Here is a 22,682-nt window from a genome sequence, read left to right as displayed (position 1 = left end):
CATTTTTTTGAATTTTAACGCAATAAGTATTTATTACTAAATTTAGACTTAAATGCAATAGCCGCATCAATTCGATGCGCTAACTGGCGTTTTGAGGATAAACAGTAACTTTGTATACAATTTTTCCTCTGGACATCCACTTGAATTGGAACGCAACGGATAAAAGCGCGAAAGTAAATAAACCGTTACCCCAAACAGTTAGAAAGTCAACTCGAAATTAATAATCTGTATTATTTATTAGGACAAGTTGTTATATATGCTTCAAGGGCTTTTATCGTTCAGAGGACCTTTTCGGATTCTGAATCTAAGTTGGTTTGCTTTTTTCTTAACTTTCGTAGTTTGGTTCAACTACGCACCCTTCAGCACAACGGTGCAGCACGATTTGGGATTGACAGTTGGGCAAGCCAGAATCATCAGTTTGTGTAACTTAGCTTTCGCAATTCCTGCACGTATTATTATCGGGATGTTGCTCGATCGCTTCGGGCCTCGCATCACCTTCTCTTCACTCCTGGTGTATGCAGCATTTCCAACTTTGGCATTCGCCTTTGCCCAGAACTTCAATCAGTTAGTTTTGAGCCGTTTGGCAATGGGAATTGTCGGCGCTGGATTCGTAGTTGGCATTCGCTTAGTTGCCGAATGGTTTCCCCCAAAAGATATCGGCTTCGCTCAAGGTATCTACGGCGGCTGGGGCAACTTTGGCTCTTTTGCCGCAGAAGCAGCGTTACCGGCGATCGCGGCAGGAACAGCTTTTCTATCAGTCGGACACACAAATTGGCGGCTGGCGATCGCCCTTACTGGAATTGCCACAGCAGTTTTCGGAGTCATTTTTTACTGCAACGTTCAAGACACTCCTCCCGGCAAAATCTATCAGCGCCCGACCCGCAACGGCGCAATGGAAGTCACCAGTGCCAAAAGCTTTTGGGCAATGTCGATGACCAATATTCCTCTATTTGGTGCTTTAGCTTTGATTGTGTGGCGCTTGCAGAAAGCAAATTTTCTGACTGCAAATGTGATGTACGCTATTTGGATTAGTTTGACAGCACTCTATTTAATTCAGGCTTACAAAGCCTGGGAAGTTAACCGAGAAGTTGTCACCGGTCAAAAACATTACCCACCTCAAGAACGCTATCAAATCAGTCAAGTATTCGTATTAGAATTAGCTTATGCAGTCAGCTTTGGTTCAGAGCTCGCTGTGGTTTCCATGTTACCGGAATTTTTTGAACACACCTTCAATCTAAATCATGCGATCGCCGGGCCGATAGCTGCTACCTATCCCCTGATGAACTTGGTCAGCCGTCCAGCCGGAGGCTTAATTTCTGATAAAATCGGCAGCCGCAAGTGGACGCTGACAGTGATGACGGGCGGAGTGGGATTGGGGTATTTAATAATGAGCCAAATTAGCGCCAACTGGCATTTAGCAATTGTGATGATCGTGACCATGTTATGTGCCTTCTTTGTCTTCGCCGCAGCAGGCGCAACTTTTGGCATCGCCCCCTTAATTAAACCAGAAGCAACTGGTCAAATTGCTGGCAATATCGGTGCTTACGGCAGTGTCGGCTCTGTAATTTATGCCACCCTTTATAGCTTTCTGCCCCAAACAGTGGCAGGCAACCGCAGCTTCTTTGAGGTACTCGGAATTGCTGCTGTAATTGTGTGCTTCCTTTGTGTTTTTATCCTGAAGGAGCCGAAGGTTATTGCAAGCAAAGATTTGGCAGAAGAAGCTATGCTGCTGGGCCACTAAATGGCAAATTAGGTTTTAAGTAGAACAACTTAAAAAAAACAGAACACCCAGAAGCCTGACTTGTTTATTGAAGAACTAGGGCTTTAACATCCGCAGCAGTTTATTTATCACTTTTGTCAGATCGAATCCGGCAGCATCGAAATTGTAAAATCCAGTCAACAGTCAACAATTACGGACGGTGCAACCGGACTCGATCTAATTCATCTGCGTTAATCTGTGTTTATCTGCTTGTATCTGCGTAAAAAAAAAGAGAATGTATTAACCGCAGATAACAATGGATTGACGCACATTTACGCAGATAAAGATTGCAGAGATATGAATAATTCCGATACTATAGCAATCCTAAATGATTCAGATAAATTTGTAGGGGTAGTGCCTTTCTTTGCCTACCCCCTATCTATCGGGCAACCACGGGGGGATTGCCCCTACAATAATTATGCCAATGATTTAGGATTGCTATAACAGATTTGATATCACTTACTGCGGCAAAGAAATTGGCTGAATGTATTGAGAATTAGCACGCACATAACAGCCTTTTGTTGTCAAGAGCCAGGATTGACCCTTCTCAATTTTAATTGCATTTGTTCCCCTGAGTTCACCGGAAATTCTATCTTTGTTCGCGCGGTAAACTTGTTTAATTGCTCCGTTTGGCGTCTGGCGACAGTTGAGTTCTCCATCCCGCGACGTGATTCGCCACAATGGCCAAGTTGCTAAACCAGCAGTTTCTGTCAGCCAAGTATTAGCATTGTTAGAAGTGTAGTCGCCGCTAGCATTAGCACGCGGTAAAGGCTCAACTAAATTCATTTGAAATGTCTGGATGGAGGGACAATTTTCTCCTCTCTTCACCTTCCAAGTAACTTTTACTCCCAATTGGCCGCTGGTTCCAACTTGATGCCTGACAATGGCGATATCGCCAGAACAAACAATTTTTCTGCCAGGCGCGATCGCGCGATCTTGGAAAGTTCCCCTGTAGTGGTAAGAGCCGGCCGCGCCTTCAGAACGGTTGATTTTAATATCGCCTATAAATTCGCGATCGCCTACTTTTGTATAATAAAATCCTCGGGGACTATTACCTTCTTCTGATAGGTTTAACGAAGTTTTGCCCGTGGCACTAATATAAGTAGTAGCGCTAGCAGCGCCGCACCAAAATAATGACAAAACTGCTGCGGACAACCAGATATCATGTTTTTTCATAGCTACACTGGGGATAAATTCATACTTTATTTATAGCTATTGGTGAAAATACTTGCCAGTCGCTCGATCGAGTGTCACTCATTCGATCGACAGCGCGGGCGGCCTAAGAGTGCCCAGCCCACAACAAAATTTAATTTTTGTCGAACGCGCCGGAAAGCCTGTTCTTGAGCTCCATTGACGGTATTAACTCTGCAAAACTTCACCCTACTTCAGATCCCTTCAACTCTTTTCACTTGGAAGCACCCGTATCAATAAACCTACACGCTCTCACTTCTGACTCATTGCAAGTGCTAATAATTCCTAGCAAAATAAATTTATATACGTAAGTAAGGAGCTGGAATCACCGTTAAATACTGTGGAGTTTACGGAGTAGTGGCGCGACGGCGAAGTTGGTGTTAGCAACACTAGGGCGATCGTTAAAGCGGGCAAATTTCACATCTCAGGCTGTTTGTAAAGAAATGCAAAGGTTCCTGAAAGCAGATTGCTCGAATAGAAAAGACGAATTTCTGAGCTGACTCGCTCAAAAAATCAAGTTGGTCTAGATCGCGAATGAACTTTAAGCCACGCAAATTAAATTGTGACTAAAATCAAGTTTTTACTTAAGGTAAAATAAATTATGGCTGACGGTCAATTAGAAGTTATATTAAAGATGGCTCAAACAATTAATCCTCAAATTGAGAGCGATCGACATTTTGAAATAGACTTGGCAAAATTGCGCCAACTGCCAGCAGGAACATTAGGGTGCGAAGTGGCGCGATTTCTAGACGAACAAGGCTTTGAGCCGATCGCATCGGGAGACTGGATTCAGCGAAACCACGACGTTTGGCACGTGCTGACCGGTCTTTCAGCTTCAACAGAAGATGAATTGGTACTTCAAGCGTTTACTCGCGCTCAAGTATTTCGTCCTTCCTGTGCGATTTTAGTGTTAGTTGGACTGATCGGCGGCAAATGCACGATCGGACAAATTATCAAAGGCTTAAAACACGGAAAACTAGCCAATCGGCTAATAGATTGGGACGTTGCATCTGATTGGGAAACTCCTTTATCTGAAGTTCGAGAAAAACTCAGAATTCAACCCTTAATTGATTAGATTTTAACTCGTTACCTCATTGCAAAAGTATGCAAAGCAAAAGTTACAAACCGGAAATTAGCCTGAGTCCGCGGGAAAGAGCGATCGCGCAATTAGTAGCCCAAGGTCTGCCAAATAAATGTATTGCCAAAAATTTAAATATCAGTCACTGGACGGTTGCTACTTACGTGAGGCGGATTTTTATCAAACTCGGTGTTTGTTCCCGAACTGCCATGATTGCACTGCTGATCCAAGAAAATTTGCTCTGGGATTAACAAACAGTTGAATTTGTCAGATATCAAGAACGGGCTTTCCGGCCCGTTCCACAAAAATTCAATCTTCTTGTGGAACGGGCAGGAGAGCCCGTTCTTACTTGCAAGTTTTAATTTTTTTCTATGCCAAAGCCAAAGAAGGAGAAGAATTTCTCAGAAAACTCAGCAATTCTCGATTCACCGTTTGCGGCGCTTCCTGCTGAATCCAGTGACCGCAGTTAGGAACTAATTTCAACTTAAACGGAGCCGTAATTAATCGGTCTAAACCTTCTACAAGTTTGTGGCTCAAAAACGCATCTTCTTCTCCCCAAAGCACCAAAGTAGGAACTGTCACGGGTTCTACTTTCTGTCCCCAATTCCAAATCCGCTGCGGGTGAAACATCTGCTGGTAATAATTCATCGCAGCCGCTAATACTCCGGGCTTTTCTAAAGCGGTCTGATAAATCTTAGTTTCTTCAGCGCTAAAAGCTCCTTTGCGAATAGCTTGTCCCTGCAAAATACTTTGCACAAAATCTTTCAAATTTTGCCGGATCAACCATTCGGGGATGCCGGGAACCTGAAAAGCCAAAATGTGCCAACTGCGGCGGATTTGATCTAAGTTGCTCGCCATTTCCTGCACGAATCGCTGCGGGTGGGGAGCGTTTAAAATCGCCAAGCGGTTGAGTTTTTCGGGGAATTTTTGAGCTAAATTCCACGCGATCGCACCGCCGCAATCGTGACCGACAACGTGAGCTTTTGCATAGCCCAAGCTGGCAATCAAACCGCGAATATCGGCGCTCAGCGTATCTAAATCGTAGCCGCTGGCCGGCTTGTCGGAATCGTTGTAGCCGCGCAAATCCGGCACCACAACCTTGAAATGACGCGCTAAAGCAGGGATTTGATGGCGCCAAGAGTACCAAAACTCGGGAAACCCGTGCAGGAGGAGAACGAGCTCCCCTTCTCCTTGAGAAACGCAGTGCAGGCGGATGTTGTTGGTTTCGACAAAGATGTGTTGCTGTTCGGAATCGAAAGAATTCATAGTTGGAAAGTTAGACTTATTTTGGGGAAGTACAGAACCACCCGACTGGTAGCAGGCTGAAACGACCCAATGGTTTTAATGTTTCTGCTTTTATTGTAGCTGCTTTTCGAGTCCCGCCGCTGCAATCTAATTAAACTTAAAACTTGTAGGGTTTTTCGGTGTCCTGCTTTTTAGGTGTAATTACGAATCTTAACTTTCTCACCTTAAAATTGTTGTTTTAACAGCGGCGCAGGCGATTCAATAATAGCACAATTTCGTCAGTTGCCGATCGCATTTTTGCAGCCGATAGGTCAGATTGATTCACGATAATGCTAAACACCAGCGGCTCGTAATTCGGAACTTCGATATATCCCGACAGCGCCGAAACACCGCTCAACGTTCCTGTTTTTGCTTGCAAAATTACGCGGTTTGGTGTAATATTTAAGCGATTTTTCAAAGTGCCGTTTTCGCCTGCGATCGGCAGTGACTGGCGGTAAATCGATGCAGCAGGTGAATTGGCCATAAATCTCAAAGTTTGCACCAAGGCTTCAGGGCTAATTAAATTGTGGCGGGAAAGTCCCGAACCGTCGGCTAATATGTAGCTGTTTGGATTTACTCCTAATTGAGTTAAAACTGTCTTTAACTCTTTCAAACCGATTTCACCTGTATCCTCTTGCGGCAGGGGCATCTTGTCTGTAACTTTTCCCAGCAATCTCAATAAAACTTCTGCATAAAGATTGTTGCTTACGCGATTAGTTTCTCTCACCAATTCCGCCAGTGGCGGCGATTCAACGGTCGCTAATTCTTGATTTAAATTGCGGCGAGAAGCCGATGCAACTAAAGCCTGTTTAACAGGAATTCCCTCTGCTGCCAGGGCTTGTTGAAAATACTGCAAAAAATTATTAGCGGGGTTGACAACTGCCACATAAGCTGATTCAGGTTCCCCACCAACTTTCAACTGTCCGCCCACTCGAATTATAGGTCGATCGAACTCCCGGCCAACTTCAATAAACTCAGATTCGTTTTGAGCGACTGTTAGTGAATTGTTCTGAATTTGCCACTGATTTGCCAGTTTTGGTTCGGCAAAAGTAACTTTCAGAGGTTGCCCCAGAGCCTGTGGGGACAAGAGAAGGTCGATCGCGTTTTGATTGAAAATTAAACTGTTAATCGGCGCTCCGTAGCCAGCTTGCGCGTCTTCCCATTCCCAATTCGGATTGACTGCACTGCCTTGAAAATAGCTGTCATCGCCAATCAACTCGTTAACTTGACTGATTCCCCGCTGCTTCAACTGCTGCGCCAAGGATTTCAACTGAGCCTCAGCAATGCTCGGATCTCCCCTGCCAGCAACGTACAAACTTCCATTTTCGCCGCTGTAAACCGATGTCTTAATCCGAAAATCTGCACCGAGTTTCTGCAAAGCAGCGGCTGTGGTTAGCAGCTTGGCATTTGATGCTGGAATAAAATATTTTTGGGCGTCGCGGCTGTAGAGAGTAGCAGTAGAAGATAGAGGTTGAATCAAAATGCCCCAGCGCGATCGGCTAAATTCGGGACGGTTGACGATCGCATCTACTTGCGCCCCCAATTCCCCAGGACAAATATCCCCAGCAACCGCCGGCGTTTGAGCAGCAACCGCCGGCGGACGCCCCAGAACTAGCACTAACAAACTAAGCGCAATTCCTTTGATTCTCAAGTCGTACATATATTAGAGATCGATCGTACAAACCGGGTTGATGAGCGCAAGTTCCTTAACAATAATTATTAAAATTAAATGCGCCAGAGCTTGGAAGTGTCGCGGAGTAAAGTCAATTTTAATAATAATAACGCGCATGAATTCTCGGATTGAACAGCGCCTCTACAGGTTTTCCCCCTTTGAGGTGCTGTTCCACAATCAACGGTACATCACTCGGTTTAACTCGACAATACCAAATTTCGTCTGGAGTAACTCGTACAGTCGGGCCAGTGTTGCACTGTCCCTGACAGCTACTGGCCTCAACTGTTACCCCTGCAACTTGTTGAGCTTCAAAAGCAGCTAGCACTGCTGCTGAACCGTTTTTCAGGCAAGATTGATACTGGCAAACCAATACACAGCGCGGTTCTGGTTGGGAGTCTGGTTCTGAGGTTGGAGATTCTGGCATCGCTAAGGATTTATCCGCTCTTTAAGATATCTTAACAATCTTGTCAGCCCGATCGCCCGCCGGAGTCCGGGAAAGGGCAGAATTTTACAGTGCGATCGAAAAAAACAGCAAAAATTCTGGCACTCAAAATTTTTCCTTCCTTCTACCTTCTAACGAATACCTTCAGCAGAGCTGCCTTTCTTCAGTCTGTGCCGCGCTTTCCCTATATGATCGATTTAGAGAAACAACTCAATCAACCGCTAATCATGCCAAAAACAGTAGCCGATGTAATGAGCCGCGAGCCGATTTTGGCGCGACCCGAAATGCCCTTGAACGAAGCGATTAAAATTTTAGCCGATCGACGCATTAGCGGTCTTCCCGTCGTAGATGAGAATGACTTGTTGGTAGGAGTCATCTCCGAAACCGACTTGATGTGGCGCGAAACCGGCGTAACTCCGCCCGCTTACATCATGGTGCTCGACAGCGTGATTTATTTGGAAAATCCATCTCGTTACGAGCGAGACCTCCACAAGGCTTTAGGACAAACAGTAGGAGAAGCGATGAGTAAAGAACCAGTTACCATCGGGCCCGACAAATCTGTCCAAGAAGCTGCCAAACTGATGCACGATCGCAGCATCCACCGATTGCCGGTGGTCGATACTGCGGGCAAAGTAATCGGCATCCTCACTAGGGGAGATATTATCCGATCGATGGCTGCAGAATCTTAATTAACGGTTGCAGTTCCAGGACTGTATCAGAAAATGAGTCGTGAAGCGAAGCTATCCCGTAGGGAATCGCTCCTTAAATCTCGCTCGCTTTTGGCAATTACCAATTACCAAATCTAAAATCTAAAATCTAAAATCTAAAATCCGATGAGCATTACCCCTGAGTCTGTCGAACAATTGCTGAATTCCGAGGATTTTGGCGAAAGACTGCTCGCAGTCAACCAACTGCGGCAACTAGAACCCGCGATTGCCTATAAACTGATTCAAAGTGCGATCGGCGACAAAAACGTCCGCGTTCGCTACGCAGCAGTCAGCCAGATATCAACCCTCGGCACGCAGAATCTGCCGAACGCTTTAGAGGTACTGCTCAACAGCCTGCACAAAGACCCAGAACCCGACGTGCAAGCAGCAGCAGCCGATGCTTTGGGCGCATTGAAATTAACCGATGCTTTAGAAGATTTGCAGCAAGTTTACAGCAGTACCTCTGAATGGCTGGTGCAACTGAGCATCGTTGCTGCTTTGGGAGAAATGGGAGATCCCAAAGCCTTTCCGATGTTAGAAAATGCCCTGACTTCTGAAAACGAATTGATCCAAACCATTGCCATCAGCGCATTAGGTGAATTGGGAGATCGACGGGCGCTGCCGCTGCTGCTTCCCTACGCTTCCAATGCAGATTGGCAGATCCGTTACAGAGTCGCCCAAGCTCTGGGGCGGTTGGGCGGTACAGAAGCAGAGGCAGCTTTGGAAATTCTCGCCAAAGATGAGGTTGAGCAAGTTGCTCAGGAGGCTAAAGCCGGACAAGAAAATAGTTTGAAATCTTGAGATTGCTGTGGCGGTCGCGAACAAGCCTGCGCGGTTGTGAATTTTGAATTCATTTAGAATTTTTGGTGCGGATTCTAGTAACAACTCCGTTCGCGATCGCACACAGAATTCAGAAACCCGGTTTCTTCCTATATTGCTCGTTTTTGTCTGCAAAACTCGTAGAAACCGGGTTTCTAGCCAGCCAGCGGGCTGTGCAGCGTAAACCATACTAAACTAATCAGGAAAAATCTAAAATCTAAAATCTAAAATCTAAAATTGTATTGATGCCACAGGCGATCGCGAAGGGAGCATCTCAATGAAAGCAGCCAAGCTAGAAATTGGAGTTTTGAGGCAGGAGTTTTGAGGCAGGAGGCAGAAGGAAAGAGGAAGAAGGAAGGAGCCAGAAGAAGTGTTTTTACAAATATGAGATGCTGCCATCGCGAATTTCCTGTAAACTCTCCTCAAAGTCGATCGCACTCTTCCCGATCCAAACCTGAGTCTGTCTCTTGACATCCCCACTTTGACAAAAGCTATAATTAAAATAAATACGGTAGCGGCAGGGATTAACACAATTATTGAATTGTACCCAACCAGCTAGCGATCGGGGAAACTATCGTTAAGAGGGTAAGTCATCTACCAGCAAAAACAACTCTTAAAACTCTTGATCGTCCCCATGCTTGAACAACTACAAAATTCCGGTTATCAGTCCTCTGACATTTTAACAGGAGAGCGATCGGCCTCTCAAGTCGCACCAGATCCAACCAATCAAAACTTTATTTATAGAGTTTTAGAACTTACCAACATAGAACGCGGCAAATTGAGTTTATCCCCGCTAACCTTAAATACTCAGTTACTAAATGCGGCGCAAACTCACACCCAAAACATGGCAGTGCAAGACTTTTTCGATCACACCGGAAAAGATGGTTCATCACCCGGAACCCGGATTACTGCAACTGGCTATCAATTCTCAGCGGCGGCAGAAAACATCGCTGCGGGATCTTCTACACCCGAACAAGTTGTATCATCGTGGATGAACAGCAGCGGCCATCGCACTAACATTCTCAACCCAAATCTCAAAGAAATTGGCATCGGTTACTATTTCTTAGCCAACGATACTGGCACAGAAAATTGGAATCACTATTGGACGCAAGTTTTTGCGACTTCTCTTGACGGTAGCGTCAATCCCGCACCCACACCAACTCCCACACCAACTCCCACACCAACTCCCACACCAACTCCCAACACATTGGTATCGATTATTTCGCCAATACCCAATGCTACAGGGGACGGCAGCCCGACGACAGCACCCAAAAATACAGCCAGCGACGGCAATTATTTCCTATCAGATAGTGCCGATACTCAAATACCGACAAATGCTGCGGGATTGCCAATTTTTGCCCTTTCCGGCAAAGATAATATCATTGGGGGAGAAGGTGCTGATAGCATTAATGGAATGCAAGGTGCGGATACAATTAATGGCGCAGGTGGCAATGACAGCTTGTCGGGCGGCAAAGAATCGGATTCAATTGATGGCGGTATTGGCAATGATTTTATCAGCGGCAACAACGATAACGATCGGCTAATCGGATCTGACGGTAACGATACTATTCGCGGCGGCAAAGAAGATGATATCTTGATTGGCGGTAACGGCGACGATTTGTTGGCGGGCGATCGCGGGCAAGATATTCTGACCGGCGGTGGCGGAAATGATACGTTTATTTTAGCAGGAGGTTTGTCTGCTTCGGCTACTTTAATTAGTGCAGATTTAATTGTCGATTTTGGGGCTGGGGATAACATTGGTTTGACTGACGGTATCGGATTTGCAAACTTGACTTTTGAAGCTGTGAGTTTGCAGTTGGATGGAGGCGCAAGCGTCGCTTCTTGGGCGATTAAGTCGGGCAGTAATTATTTGGGAATCGTGCAGGGTGTCAGTCAAAGTCAGCTTACATCTTCTGTTTTTGTCAACGCCTAAAAAACAGCATACCCAGATTCCCGACTTCTTGGAGAAGTCAGGAATCTAAAAACGAGAGCGCTTTACGATCGCAGTCCCAGTGAAAGCCAATGGTGCAGCTTAAAAGTGGCTGGCAATAGGGATAGATGCTTCCTCAGACTGAAACGAGTCTTTTAGCAGTTTGGCGATCGTGTCAGCGTTAGCAGGGCGACTGAAGTAAAACCCTTGACCTTCATCGCAGCCTCGCGCTTGCAGGTAATCACGCTGCTCCTTGGTTTCAATGCCTTCTGCGGTGATCGTTAACCGCAGACTTTTTGCCAGAGCAATGATCGCATCGGTAATGGTGGCGCTGTTCGGGTTAGACAGTATATCGTTGACAAACGACCGATCGATCTTGAGCATATTAACCGGAAACCGTTGCAGGTAGTTGAGGGAAGAATAACCCGTGCCAAAGTCGTCTAGGGCGAGGGACACGCCAAGTTCTCGCAGTTGCATTAAGATTTTGACCGATCGCTCGATGTCAGTCATCAAGGCAGTTTCAGTCACTTCCAGTTCTAAATACGCAGCTTCTAGTTCCGTCTGGGCCAAAATTTGGCGAACCATCTCAACCAGATTCGCCTGCTCAAATTGTCGAGCCGACAGATTCACCGAAATCCGCAGCGCTGGCAGCCCAGCCAGTTGCCAGCTACGGGTTTGAGCGCAAGCCGTTCGCAAGATCCATTCACCAATGGGCACGATCTCGCCATTGGCTTCGGCGATCGGAATAAATTTTGCCGGAGAGACCAAACCCTCTGTAGAATGCTGCCAGCGAACCAGCGCCTCCGTTGCTGTCACCTGTCCGCTGTCGAGGTCGATCAGCGGTTGATAGTAAACCAGTAGTTCGTTACGCTCCAGCGCTCCGCGCAGGCTATTTTCTAGGATCAGTCGCTCCTGTAACTGAACGTTCATTTCGGGTGAATAAAACTGATAGTGACTCCGCCCTTGCTGCTGTGCCTGATGAAGTGCGAAGTGAGCTTGCTGAAGAAGTTGCTCTGCAGAATTGGTATTTTCTAAATGGTTCAATGTAATGCCAAGACTGGCGGTGAGGTGGATCGGTTGGCCCTCTACAGAGAAAGGTTTTGCTAGCGTACTCAGCAGCAGTTGGGATAGCTTGACCACACTCTCCAGCGAGGGGAGTTCGCTGCGAGCGATCGCAAACTCACCGTCGCCCAAACGCGCCAAGACATCTGACCGATCCATGCACTGTACCACCCGCTGGGAAACGGCTCTAATTAGTAAGTCCCATATCCCAGGCTCCAACGAATGGCGCATCCCCGTGAAATCGTCGATACCCAATACCAGAACTGCGACCAAGGGTGAGTGATTTTGAGATCGGGTTTGATTCAGGCGATCGCAGAATAAGTCACGATTTGGCAATCCCGTCAGTTCATCGTAGTGGGTAATGTAATGAATCAATTCATCTAGTTTGTAAAGCGTTTGTGAGGAATTTGCCATCAGCGTACCGACTTCATCAGCAAACTCTGTGGGTAAGTTCGGCAATGTTCTTGTATCGAGGTAGTTTTGTAGAGCCTCCGAGGTTAAGATTACCGGCAGAAGGAGGTAGCGCAGCGTATAAAGCGTTGCTGCCGTACCCGCTAATGTCGCCAGCAGAGCAACCAGCAGAACCCCGACTGATGTCTCTACAGAGTAAGCGTTTGAGGTAAGAAACCAAACCATTAAGGTTAGCAAAGGAACGTGCGTGCCTAAAAATGCAACCAGCATAATTTTGGCAGTGTAGCTTTTCTTCAGCCAGGGGAGATACGCCAAGAATGAGTATAGGTTAAGGTTATGTTTTGGTTGCATAGGACTCGGTTTGAAATTTCAAAGTGGGTAGAGTATCCAGCAGTCTCGTACTAGGTGCGTTGGCTTCAGAAACGGCTTTTTTAACTAAGGAGCGATCGCCTTAGATTTGACAGATCTTTTACAAATCGATCGACAATACCTGGCCGCGATCGCTTGTCTGATAAAATATCCAAGCGATCGCCAAAAAATAAGTATATATACTTACAGTAATCGCATTTCTCAAAAACGTCAATGATCCGCGCCAAAAATCACCGAAATTGACTTTTTTGAAAGCTCCCAATTAGATCGACTTTCAGTTTTTAGTCCGCTACTGATAACTAATGACTAAGGAATGAGAATTAAATAACTTACAATGCGTGATGTGGGAGCATCTTATATTTGTAAAAACACTTCTTCTGGCTCCTTCCTTCTTCCTCTTTCCTTCTTCCTCTTTCCTCCTGCCCCGCAGCAAGAGAGCCTTAAAACTCCAATTTCTAGCTTAACTGCTTTCATTGAGATGCTCCCCGTGATGTTCTTGTGGGACGGGCTACGAGAGCCCATCCCACTTTCAAGAGTGTAAATTATTTAATTCGCGATCCTAAATTACTAAAAGGGTAACTATGAAAAAAGTAGCTGTGTTTGGCAATGCTGGAGGCGGTAAATCAACTCTCAGCAAGAGATTATCGGAAATCACTGGTTTGCCACTTTACATCTTGGATAAGATTCAATATCAATCTGGGGGCGCTGAGGTGAACTATGAAGAATACAAGCATACCCATGAGAAAATTCTGGCGACCGAGCGATGGATTATTGACGGGTTTGGTTGCAGGGAAACCCTCTGGCTGCGACTCAATGAAGCGGATAGTCTGGTTTTTGTCGATTTACCGCTATACGTGCATTTTTGGTGGGTGACTAAACGGCTGATTTCAGGTAGCTTTATACCGCCAGAAGGCTGGCCTGAAAACAGTCCGATATTGAAGAGTTCAATTAATAGTTACCGCGCTCTTTGGTTGTGTCACAAGTATTTGACTCCCAGATATCGCGAGTATGTCGATCGCGATCAAAATACCAAAAGTGTTTATCACATCAGATCTGCAGAAGAGATTGCACAATTTTTGGAATCGATATCGCAGATGACTAATGACAGATGACTAATGACAAATAGACCTCTCCAGAAATTAAGTTTTTGCCCAGACAGTGCAAGGGTTTGAGATCCTTTTTAGAAGAGGTCTAATGACTGATGACTGACTAATGACTAATTGATGCCACAGCCGATCGCAAATTGCCTTGAAACTCGCCCAAAATTCGATCGCACTCTTCCTTTTCCAAACCAGTCCAGTGCATCATCAAAGCTAATTTAACAGACTTGCCGCTTTTTTCCAGCAAAAAACCCGCTTCCTCCCGGCTCAAATCAGTCAAATCCTGCAACATCCGCACAGCCCGATCGCGCAATTTCTTATTAGTCACCGCCACATCAACCATCCGATTGCCGTAAACCTTCCCCAGCTTCACCATTACCCCAGTCGAAATGATATTTAAAGCCATTTTTGTGACTGTACCCGCTTTCAAGCGCGTCGAACCCGCCACTACCTCCGGGCCAACCAACAACCGAATATCAACATCAGCCTCAAAATTCACTTGTTCGACGGGTACGCAGGCCATAAACACAGTCTTCGCCCCCCGCTGGCGCGCCGCCTGCAAAGCGCCCGCGACAAAGGGCGTCGTACCTCCAGCCGTAATCCCGACAACCACATCTAAGTGGGTAATTTGACGGTGGGCGATCGCCTCGGCCCCATCCTCAGCCCGATCCTCCAAATCCTCCGAACTCCGCACCAAAGCCCCCGCACCCCCGGCAATTATCCCCTGTACGAGTTCTGGCGGCGTGCAGAAGGTGGGGGGACACTCGGCCGCATCGAGCACCCCCAAACGCCCGGAAGTACCCGCACCGACGTAAAACAGGCGACCTCCTTGACGCAGAGACTCGGCTGCAATGTCGATCGCTCGGGCTAACTGTTCGCGGGCGCGGGCGATCGCGCTTAAAGTTTGGGCGTCTTCCCGGTTGAACAAGTCCACTAATTCGATCGAACTGAGTTGGTCTAAATTCTCGCTGTTGGCATTCACCTGTTCAGTCAGCAGATGACCCCGTTCTTCCAAATTCTTCATTTTTTGTCAATTGTTAATTGTCAGTTGTCGGCCTTCAAGCGAAGTCAAGAGACATCAAGAGTCCCCGGTTCAGCCTGGAAGCCTGTATCTAGAAATTGAGCCTAGGATCGATCGCGCTGGAAGATATCAAATTTATCCTTCTTCCCTCTTCCTTCTTCACCTCGATCCTCAATATCCATCCGTTTAATCCCGTACACTACTCGTTGCCGAACTTCCTATTACAAAAGTCCTTCGAGTCGGCGGCGAATAGAATCGAGCTCGTTTTGGGAAACCTCAGAATCTGGCTCGGGCTCTGGCTCGGACTCCGGCTGCCACTGAGTCTGTGTTACATTGTCTTCTGGCGGAATAGCCAGCGCGCCCGCGGGCACAAGTTCCCAATCATAATCAACACTGTCGCAGAACTCCTTAATTTCCTCCTCGTCGATCGCCTCAACCGTGGGCTCTGGGAAATCCTGAGCTTCCAACATCACGCCAAAGCGGGTGGCGTCGTCTTCTGACTCAAACATCAGAACTTTGTTGCGATCGCCGAGTTGAATGGTATGAATTCCCTCATTCTCGGTGCGGGCATTGAAGAGTAAGACGAACACTCGCATAAGTTTTAAAGACCTTCTTAACCACCGTTTTTTTATCTTAGAAGCGATCGGGCAACCGATTTTAGATTTTATATTTTAGATTTTAGATTGACCGCCGATCCTGCACTGGCGGGATCGAAAGGAGTTGGGGGCTGTTGGAGGAGTTGGTTTGAGATTTGAGATTTCAAATTGACGACCGATCCTGCACTGCGGGGGGAATCTAACCGATTTTAGATTTTATATTTTAGATTTTAGATTGACGATCGATCCTGCACTAGCGGGCTCGAGAGGATTTAGGGGAGTTGGAGGACTTGGTGTTAAATCGTGTTGCGTGTTTTGATTAAGTTTAGTAAAGGTTATTGGACTTTGCCCCGGAGTGCGACGTGAATTTTGAAATTCGATCCTCTGCGTTGGCGTAGCCCCCGTAGGGGCGGGCTTTGCTAACGCGCGATCGGCACTTCCGACCTCACTTGTGAGTCTACCAAAGGCAAAAGGCACTCTGGCGAATCACAGAAATTATACCTGTCTAAAATAAGCTGATTCCCTTAATTCCTGAATTCTCTGATTTCTGAGAAACACCCATGACTAACTCGGACGACGACAAAAATCAACTCGCACCCCGTTCCCACCGCCGCTGGTGGCGTCTGCTGCTGCTTAGCGGTACGGGATTGGGCATTATCGCCTTGGTTGCGACGGCGGTAGGATACCAGTGGGTGCGGGAAAAGTTAGCTCCTTTGGTGGAAACTGAAGTCAGTCAGTTGCTGAAGCGGCCTGTGCAAATCGGACGTTTGGAGAGATTTTCTCCGACAAGTTTGCGGTTTGGCCGATCGACTTTACCTGCAACTCCTACCGATCCCGATTACGCTTCTACAGAAGCAGTGGAAGTGCAATTTTCTATCGGGCAACTGCTGTTCAACCGCACTCTCAAATTAGATATTACCTTAGTTAAACCCAGCGCTTATATCGAACAGGATGCTCAGGGCCGCTGGGTTAATATTCCACCAACTAGGGAGAAGAAATCTCCGGGTTTATTTAAAACTGAAATTGAGGCAATTCGAGCAGAAAATGTCGCCGCAGTTTTGGTGCCGAGTCCCGCAGTCGGACAGAAAAAATCGGCTCCGATTTCTGTAAGCTTGAAAAATGGCAGCGCTCTATTTCGCGACCAAAATCAGCGCGTTCTCTACGAACTAAACGGTCAGTTTAGTAACAGCGATAATTTTATACTTAAAGCTGATTCTATTTTACCTGCCGCTCAAACTCACGTGCAGTTGCAAGGTCAAAATTTGCCTTTGCCCGACCTCGCTCGCTTGCTGAAACTTCCCCGCATTTATTTACAAAAAGGTCTGGCTAATGGCAATTTGACCGTGAAATTGCGAGACAATAAAGTATCGGAAATTACCGGAACCGCTAGTTTTGGAGGAGTGCAAGCGATTATTTCTCCGCTGAAACAGATCGTACAAAATAGCAGCGGTCAGTTGCGGTTTCAGGGAACTAATGTGATTGTCGATAGTCTGGTGGGTAATTACGGTTTAATTCCGCTTAAAATAGCAGGAACAGTTGCCACTGGAACCAATTTTAATTTGGAGAACGCTAGCTTCAATCTGACAACAAACGTGCAACCAGTCGCTTTGGCAAGTGTTGTCAGTGCGGTGGAGACAGAGTTAGGGAAGAAAGTAGTATTACCCGTTGCTGTTGCCGGGGAAGTGAAGGCGGATGCCAAGCTGACTGGAACAGTTGCAATGCCGGTGCTGACAGGTGCGATCGCCTCGACAAAACCCGCTACAGTCGATCGACTGCAATTAAATAATATTAGCACTAATTTCAAATTGGAACGGGGGAGAATGGCTCAAACCCCAACTCCCAATTCTCAATCTTCTATTCCCCCCTTTTCCTCTTTAGCTTTGACTTTGAGCGATATTTTGGTAGTGCCGGCGGCGGGTGGTAAAATTGGCGGGAAAGGTGAAGTCGATATTGCGTTGGGAAGTGAGAATTCGCCATCTGGTTTGGTGTTTGACTTGCAAGCTGAAAACTTGCCTGCAGATAATCTCGCCCAAATTTACGCTCTCCCAATTCCTGCTACTGTTACAATTGGCAGTGTCTCCGCCAAAGCTCAAATTTTCGGCCCGTTAGACAACATTCAAGCGAGAGTTCAATGGCAAGCACCGCAAGCAACTTTCCCCGCAGCCGGCGAAATTAGAGCCGCAAGGAATTCGGCGGATTTACAAAATACAGTTGTGAAAATTGGCAACGCTTCTGTTAACGTGGATGCTGCGCTAAAAGACCGTCAGTGGCAAGCTATCATCGAGGGCAATGGCGTGGCCCTTAACCGTTTGCAGCAAGTCGTACCGGGGCTTAATTTGCCTCCTGAACTAGCGGGTTTGTTCAGCGGAACCCTCGAAGCAGCAGGAACTCTGGACGATTTGAGTTTACAGGCGATCGCTGCGGCGGGCAAAGGAAGGCTGAATATTGCTGACAGTATAGTTGATGTTAATGGCGAACTAGAATCGGGGAACTGGCAAGTTGTTGGCAACACGGAAAAAGTGGCTGTCAATCAATTAATTGATATAGGCTTGCCGTTTTTAGCACGTGCTAATTATAACACTTCAACCGGCTCAAATCTCGACAATCTAAAATCCAAAATCCAAAATCTCAAATCGCTAGGCGGACAGCTAGCAGGTGAATTTCAAGTCTCGGGAAATGTTGACAATTTGACTGCTGGCGGAATCAATGTTAGTGGCAACGGTCTGCTCAATTTTGCCGACAGCAATGTCAACTTAAATGGAGAATTGATAGCGGGAAACTGGCAAGCAACAGCAGAAACCGATCGCACTTCCATCGACCGCTTGGTAGATTTGACCCTGCCGATTTTAGATGTGGCTTCAGCATTCAATCCCGAAAATCAACAATCTGCCAATCTCAACAATCTAAAATCCAAAATCCAAAATCTAAAATCGATTGACGGACTGCTATCGAGTCAATTTACAGCATCGGGAAGTCTTGACAATTTGACGGCTAGCAGCATCAATGCCAGCGGCAACGGCAGACTCAATCTTGCCGACAGCAATGTTAATTTTAAAGGAGAATTGGCAGCGGGAAATTGGCAGGGAACGGCAGAAACAGATCGCACTTCCATCAGTCGCTTAGTAGATTTAGGATTGCCCCTGTTAGATGTTGGCTTAGCTTTCACTGCTGACAATCCCCAAACAGTCGCCAACCTCAACAATCTCAAATCCAAAATCCAAAATCTCAAATCGCTTGACGGACAAATATCGAATCAAATTCAAGCCAGTGGCAATCTTGATAATTCAACCGCCGCCGATATTTCTGTCAACAGCAGCGGCCAACTCAATATAGCCGACGGTAGTGTCGCTTTTAGAGGTAAATTAGAAGACAGACGCTGGCAAGCTTTCGCCGATGCCGATCGAGTTATTCTCAGCCGCTTAGAACAAACTGTTCGCAATCTCCAACTGTTTCCGCGACGTTCGACTTTGCCTAAAGGATTTGACGGCAGAGTTAACGGCGAATTCCAAGCAGCGGGCAGTTTGGATAACTTGACAGCGAAGGGAATTAGTGGTAGTGGAGAAGGACGGATTTTAGTCGATCGACTCGGGGCGATCGATACTACCGCAAAATTGGAAAACGGCAACTTGCAAGCATTGCTGGAAACGAACGGAATTGCCGTCAGTAATTTAGAACAAACCCTCAAACAAACAGGTTTGCTGACAGCGGATTTACCGCCAGAAATTGAGGGAACCCTCGACGGTCAAGTCCGCATTTTGGCAACAGTAGATAATTTAACGGCCAACGGCATCACCGCCAACGGCGACGGACAAATTCGACTCGCCAACGGCGGAGGAATTGTCAATGCTAAAGGCAGCGCCGCATCGGGGAATTGGCGCGCCTCAATAGAGGGCGAGCAAATTGCTCTAAGTCGCTTCCAGCAAGCCTTTGAGTCGCAGCGACAAAGCTTGCAAACCGGAGGTGGAGTCTCTGGTTCCCAAAATCTCCCCCAGCTTGCAGGACTGTTTAACGGCAATATCAATTTATCCGGCCCGATTGGGGCGGGCACGGGGGCACCGCCCCTACAAAATGTTCGCGCCGGCGGCAGTTTCCGCATCTCGGAATTGCCGTTTTTGAAACAACCTTTTGAGGCAGTATTTAATTGGGACGGCAAACGGGTGGAAATTGAGAACGCCACAACTCCCGGTTTGACAGCAAACGGCTTTGTTAACGTCGAACTCGCAGGTAAGAGAGTGCCCTCAATTTCCAATTTAGATTTGGATGTCAGACTCGCCAACTTTAATCTGGAAGCCTTACCTGCAGAACAGTTAGCATTTTTGTCTGCAATTTCGGGCAAAAATTCCTCACAGCAAAACCCACCCCTGCGCGGCAATGTCGATTTTACAGGCAGCCTCACCGGAACCCTCGCCGCCCTCAGCTTAGTTGGCGACGTGGAAGTGCGGGATTTAGCAGTAAATCAAATCGCTTTTGACCCGGTACTGGCGGGGAGTGTGAATGCGGATGCTGGGAAAAGTGTAGATTTGCGTTTGGCCGGCGCCAGCGACAAAATTGAAGTAGCTTTAAATCAATCTTTTCTGCCGACATCTTTCTTAATTCAACGCGGGGAATCCGTGGCTAGGGGCCAAACCGAGGGAGAAACTTTGCAAGTTAATTTAAGCGATTTTCCCCTGGCTGCTTTGAATCTATCACCCGGTAAAGAGGTCGGTTTGGGGCCGATAACCGGTACGGTTTCGGGACAAGTAAATGTGCCCGGTTGGAAGATGCCGTTAAATCCGGCGACTTTGCAAGCAAGCGGACAAATTGCGATCGCCCAACCGGCGATCGGCTACATTAAAGGTGACAGTTTCCAAGCCGAATTCAGCTACGCTAACGGCAGCGCCACTCTCACAAATGGCATCTTCCGCCAAGGCAGCGGTCAATACTTAATTTCCGGCAACGTTCAAACAGGCGCCAACCCGCAATTTGCCGGCAAAGTTAACGTCCAGCAAGGCAATTTGCAGCAGGTTTTAGCCGCTTTGCAATATTTCAATTTAGGCGACTTGGCTAGAGGCCTAAAACCTCCTGTTTACGGTGACAGCGGCGACGTGCAAACTGTGGCAGTGGGAGAACCGGATGCCCCGCTAATTGTACAGTTGCGCCGCTTGGCAGAAATTGAAACAATTTTGCAGCAGCAGCAGGCAGTAAAATCATCAGAAAAATTGCCTCCCTTATCTCAATTGCAAGGCACTTTTGGCGCGGAAATTGCTGTCGCCGGTTCTTTGCAGACGGGTGTGCAAGCTCAATTTAACGTGAAAGGCGATAACTGGCAGTGGGGACAATATGTCGCCGAAAAATTCAGCATTGAAGGCAGTTTTCAGGACGGAATTTTAACTGTTTTGCCTTTGGAAATTCGATCGGGCAAAAGTGCGATCGGCTTTTCGGGACAACTCGGACAAAAAGCTCAATCCGGGCAGTTGCGGGTAGAAAATGTCCCCGTCGAAGAGTTGGCAAAACTGGTGGAATTGCCTTTTGTGGATGTCACCGGAAATTTGAATTTGCGGGCGAATTTGGCCGGCAGTTTGGAAAACCCGCAAGCCACCGGAGAATTGAGTTTGCTTGAGGGTACGCTAAACGGAGAACCGATTAAACAAGCCGACGGCAGTTTCAGTTACAGCAATGCCCGCCTGAATTTTGGCGGCAGCGCTTTGGTAACTCAAACCGAACCGATTGAAGTGCAGGGAAGTTTGCCTTTTGAGTTGCCGTTTGCCACCGTGAAAGCTGACAGCAATCAAATCGATTTGAGGGCGAATTTGCAAAATGAAGGTTTGGCAATTATTAATGTATTGACTCCGCAAGTTGCGTGGGTCAGCGGTCAGGGACAGGTGCAAATCCGCGTCGGAGGGACGCTGCAAGACCCTGTAGCGCAAGGAATCGCGAATTTTGAAAATGCAACTGTCCGCGCGCAAGCCTTCCCAGAACCGCTGACAGGGCTGACTGGGACGGTGCGCTTTGAGGGCGATCGTATTCGGGTAGAAGGAATTCGGGGACAGTTGAGTCAGGGAGAAGTTGTGGCCGCTGGCGTGATTCCGCTGTCTGTGCCCTTCGCGGAGGGCGATGTCGATGCGGATAATCCTTTGGCTGTAAATTTAGACAAGTTGGCAGTGAATCTCAGAGGATTGTACAGCGGCGGCGTTGTCGGTCAAGTGCAGGCAAGGGGCACGGCTAGGCGCCCGCAGTTGAGCGGTAATATTGAACTGTACAACGGCGAAGTATTTCTGCGGAGTCCCGGCGCCGGCACAACTGAGTTAGCTTCTTCCTCTTCTGCTTCTGCTTCTGATTCTGATTCCACATCTTCCCCTTCCCCTGCGACTGAGGTTTCCCCTTCCCCTTCCCCTTCCCCTTCCCCTTCCTTTGAAGTTGGATTGAACGATTTGCGGTTGAATTTGGGCCGGGGAATTCGGGTAACAAGTGCGCCGATATTGAGTTTTCAGGCGACTGGGGGTTTGACGGTGAATGGAACTTTAGATGACCTTCGCCCGGAGGGTACGATTCGGTTGACTTCCGGGTCGGTGAATTTGTTTACGACGGAGTTTAGACTCGATCGAGGATACCCCCAAACTGCTACCTTTGTACCAGGACAAGGACTCGATCCGACGCTGGATGTGAGATTAGCAACTTCGGTGCAGGAAGTAACGCGGTTCCGCACTCCCGGCACATCTGTAGCCTCTGAAATCGCAGACGAACCGACAACTTTCGGCAATGTGCGGAGTGTCAGAATTCAAGCCTTAGTGCAGGGAAGGGCTTCTCAGTTGGCGGAAAGTCTGGAGTTGAGGAGCTCTCCGAGTCGATCGGAAATAGAGATTGTAGCGCTATTGGGAGGCAGTTTCGTGCAGACTTTGGGACAGGGAGACAGTACACTGGCGATCGCAAATTTAGCGGGTGCGGGTTTATTGAACAACATTCAATCTGCGATTACTAACGCCACAGGATTGAGCGAATTTCGCTTATTTCCGACTCGGATTAGAGGCAACGAAGTACAAACAGCTAGTTCTAGTTCAGGTGCGGGTTCTCTCGGTTTAGGTTTAGAAGTTGGGTTTGACATCACGCGCAATATTTCAGCCTCAATCATTCGAGTTTTGTCAGCAAATCAACCGACAGAATTTACTGTGCGCTATCGATTGAGCGATAAAATTTTACTCAGGGGTTCGAGTAATTTTCAAGGAGACAACCGCGTCACTGCTGAATATGAATTGAGGTTTTAG

Annotated in this window: 15 protein-coding genes; 8 read left to right on the top strand and 7 right to left on the bottom strand. The window is 47.2% G+C overall.

Going from position 1 to position 22,682, the window contains the following annotated elements:
- Positions 1-256: 256 nt before the first annotated feature.
- Positions 257-1,741, top strand: a complete 1,485-nt coding sequence (locus QUA99_RS01255) for a NarK family nitrate/nitrite MFS transporter (RefSeq protein ID WP_333234609.1) — start codon at positions 257-259, stop codon at positions 1,739-1,741.
- A gap of 477 nt (positions 1,742-2,218) precedes the next feature.
- Here QUA99_RS01255 and QUA99_RS01250 read toward each other — a convergent pair whose 3' ends face one another.
- A complete protein-coding gene (locus QUA99_RS01250) occupies positions 2,219-2,935 on the bottom strand; it encodes a hypothetical protein (RefSeq protein WP_333234608.1) in 717 nt (238 codons plus the stop codon).
- A 616-nt stretch (positions 2,936-3,551) separates the two neighbouring features.
- On the opposite strand from QUA99_RS01250, the gene QUA99_RS01245 reads away from it, so the two are divergent.
- A complete protein-coding gene (locus QUA99_RS01245; RefSeq protein WP_333234607.1) occupies positions 3,552-4,025 on the top strand; it encodes a Coq4 family protein in 474 nt (157 codons plus the stop codon).
- Positions 4,026-4,054: 29 nt separating this feature from the next.
- On the top strand, positions 4,055-4,279 hold the full coding sequence (locus QUA99_RS01240) for a helix-turn-helix transcriptional regulator (RefSeq protein WP_333036912.1): 225 nt from the start codon (positions 4,055-4,057) through the stop codon (positions 4,277-4,279).
- Between the two features lie 118 nt (positions 4,280-4,397).
- On the opposite strand, the gene QUA99_RS01235 is transcribed toward QUA99_RS01240, so the two are convergent.
- From QUA99_RS01235 to QUA99_RS01225, 3 genes are all read right to left on the bottom strand, one after another.
- The gene (locus QUA99_RS01235; RefSeq protein ID WP_333234606.1) at positions 4,398-5,294 is read right to left on the bottom strand and encodes an alpha/beta hydrolase; all 897 of its coding nucleotides are present in this window, start codon (positions 5,292-5,294) and stop codon (positions 4,398-4,400) included.
- 217 nt (positions 5,295-5,511) lie between these two features.
- Entirely contained in the window at positions 5,512-6,972 is a 1,461-nt protein-coding gene (dacB, locus tag QUA99_RS01230; protein ID WP_333234605.1) for a D-alanyl-D-alanine carboxypeptidase/D-alanyl-D-alanine endopeptidase, read from the bottom strand.
- Positions 6,973-7,081: 109 nt separating this feature from the next.
- Entirely contained in the window at positions 7,082-7,408 is a 327-nt protein-coding gene (locus QUA99_RS01225; RefSeq protein ID WP_333234604.1) for a (2Fe-2S) ferredoxin domain-containing protein, read from the bottom strand.
- 245 nt (positions 7,409-7,653) lie between these two features.
- Between QUA99_RS01225 and QUA99_RS01220 the strand changes: the two genes are divergently transcribed.
- The 3 genes from QUA99_RS01220 to QUA99_RS01210 all read left to right on the top strand — a co-directional run bounded on the left by QUA99_RS01220 (position 7,654) and on the right by QUA99_RS01210 (position 10,885).
- The gene (locus QUA99_RS01220; protein WP_333234675.1) at positions 7,654-8,115 is read left to right on the top strand and encodes a CBS domain-containing protein; all 462 of its coding nucleotides are present in this window, start codon (positions 7,654-7,656) and stop codon (positions 8,113-8,115) included.
- 144 nt (positions 8,116-8,259) lie between these two features.
- Entirely contained in the window at positions 8,260-8,934 is a 675-nt protein-coding gene (gene nblB, locus QUA99_RS01215) for a phycobilisome degradation protein NblB (protein WP_333234603.1), read from the top strand.
- 652 nt (positions 8,935-9,586) lie between these two features.
- Complete coding sequence (locus tag QUA99_RS01210; RefSeq protein WP_333234602.1) at positions 9,587-10,885, top strand: CAP domain-containing protein; 1,299 nt, start codon at positions 9,587-9,589, stop codon at positions 10,883-10,885.
- A 99-nt stretch (positions 10,886-10,984) separates the two neighbouring features.
- On the opposite strand, the gene QUA99_RS01205 is transcribed toward QUA99_RS01210, so the two are convergent.
- On the bottom strand, positions 10,985-12,625 hold the full coding sequence (locus tag QUA99_RS01205; protein WP_333234601.1) for a bifunctional diguanylate cyclase/phosphodiesterase: 1,641 nt from the start codon (positions 12,623-12,625) through the stop codon (positions 10,985-10,987).
- 680 nt (positions 12,626-13,305) lie between these two features.
- Here QUA99_RS01205 and QUA99_RS01200 point away from each other — a divergent pair.
- Positions 13,306-13,836 (top strand): adenylate kinase, encoded by a 531-nt coding sequence (locus QUA99_RS01200; RefSeq protein ID WP_333234600.1) that lies wholly within the window; start codon positions 13,306-13,308, stop codon positions 13,834-13,836.
- A 97-nt stretch (positions 13,837-13,933) separates the two neighbouring features.
- Here the strand turns inward: QUA99_RS01200 and murQ are convergent, their stop codons facing one another.
- Together murQ and QUA99_RS01190 are read right to left on the bottom strand one after the other, a co-directional pair.
- Complete coding sequence (gene murQ / locus QUA99_RS01195) at positions 13,934-14,848, bottom strand: N-acetylmuramic acid 6-phosphate etherase (protein WP_333234599.1); 915 nt, start codon at positions 14,846-14,848, stop codon at positions 13,934-13,936.
- A 218-nt stretch (positions 14,849-15,066) separates the two neighbouring features.
- Positions 15,067-15,441 carry a DUF3110 domain-containing protein gene (locus QUA99_RS01190; RefSeq protein ID WP_333213049.1) on the bottom strand — a complete coding sequence of 125 codons (375 nt, stop codon included), beginning with the start codon at positions 15,439-15,441 and terminating at the stop codon, positions 15,067-15,069.
- A gap of 560 nt (positions 15,442-16,001) precedes the next feature.
- On the opposite strand from QUA99_RS01190, the gene QUA99_RS01185 reads away from it, so the two are divergent.
- Positions 16,002-22,682, top strand: coding sequence for a translocation/assembly module TamB domain-containing protein (locus tag QUA99_RS01185; RefSeq protein ID WP_333234598.1), 6,681 nt, complete (start codon positions 16,002-16,004; stop codon positions 22,680-22,682).

Source organism: Microcoleus sp. F10-B2 (assembly GCF_036704965.1).
In the GTDB taxonomy this organism is placed as follows: Bacteria; Cyanobacteriota; Cyanobacteriia; order Cyanobacteriales; family Microcoleaceae; genus Microcoleus.
The sequence above is the reverse complement of the archived record's forward strand: the minus strand, read 5'-3'. Positions and strand labels throughout refer to the sequence as shown.